Annotated in this window: 1 protein-coding gene; it reads right to left on the reverse strand. The window is 52.2% G+C overall.

The genetic code is table 11. The annotated features are described in order from the left end of the window. Nucleotides 1–86: 86 nt before the first annotated feature. Complete coding sequence (locus tag J4G02_08595; GenBank protein MCE2394629.1) at nucleotides 87–1,409, reverse strand: PQQ-like beta-propeller repeat protein; 1,323 nt, start codon at nucleotides 1,407–1,409, stop codon at nucleotides 87–89. Nucleotides 1,410–1,413 lie beyond the last annotated feature (4 nt).

Raw genomic sequence — 1,413 nt, forward strand, 5'->3', positions numbered from 1 at the left:
GGACGTTCTATCCGGTTGTTGGTGAATGGGAAAGTCGGTGAGCGGATTGAATAATGAAATCGTTGTCTAGCTACCTATAATTCGTTTTAAGGCATCAGATCCAAGCAGACCAGTCGATCTTTGCCACGGAGGTAGAGCAACCCATTTGAGAGAACCGGTGCTGCCCAAGCCGGATATCTGATCCGTTCTTCGCCATGTTCGTTGATTAGCAAAACCTTCGATACAAGGTCGAATTTTTCAGGCGTGGGACGAATCAGGGACAATGTGCCGAATTCACCCAAACTAATAAAGTGCTCATCTGCATATAGCAGCGATCCACGTTCATGAACACGATGCGTCCAGACCACCTTTCCCGTTCGTAACTCAACACAACGCAGTTCGCATCCTCTGGAATGCCGTCCGCTGTAACCGTAGAGATAACCTTCGTGATGGATAGCCGTGTTCCAATGTAATTGCATCGCTTTATTGCGACGACGTTCGGAATCTTTCCAGACCACCTCGTATCCGCCCGGACGGACTTTCAGTAGCGAACTGCCTAGACCGTATGTCTCACTGATAAACACCAGATCGTCCACGACGACCGGAGTGGAAGCATTGACGGATTCAAACTTTTTGGCACGCCACGGGTAGTGGAAGTCCACCGTTCCAGTGTGAGGCTCAAAACCAACCAAACCGCCGCGGGCAAAGGCGAAACACCATCGGCGACCGTTGATTGTGGCAAGCGTCGGCGTCGTGTAGCTTGCTAGTTCATCGGTGATTTGATAGACAACTTCGCCGGTCGACTTATTAAAAGCGACGATACCGCTGCCGTTTCCTTGAACGGGCTCGCGGGTGTCGAGTAGCGTTCTGGGGCGCCCCGGCGGTGAACCGCCAATCTGAACAATCAACAATTCGCCTTCAACCACCGGGGCGGATCCGACGCCGAAAAAGTTCTGAACAACGTGAAATTTCTCAGTGGTGTCTAGACTCCACAACATTTTTCCGTCCGAAACAGCTATGCAGTACAACATACCTTTGGGCCCCAAAATGTAGACACGGTTCCTATCAACGACCGGACAGGTTCGGGGACCATTATTGTAGCCGTATAGGTCCTCATAGTCTGTCGGATACTCAAATCGCCACAGTTCATCGCCGGTTTCACTTTTCATGCAAGTTAAGCGAGCCGATCCACCGTGACGATTGAACATGAACAACCGTCCTTGAGAAACGGTTGGCGTACCGTAGCTGGTTCCGATTTCCTTTTCCCAAACGACGGGCGGGCCGGTCGGCGGCCACGAGGTAAGGAGGGATGTTTCAGGGGATTTGCCGTCTCCTGTCGGACCCAAGAAACGAGCCCAATCGCTGCCAGACTTGCGCGTACGGAGATCTGGTGGCTGAACCTCTGTCTCAACCTCTTGCGCGCTGTGCAAACTG

It is taken from the genome of Candidatus Poribacteria bacterium, from assembly GCA_021295755.1.
Classification (GTDB): domain Bacteria; phylum Poribacteria; class WGA-4E; order WGA-4E; family PCPOR2b; genus PCPOR2b.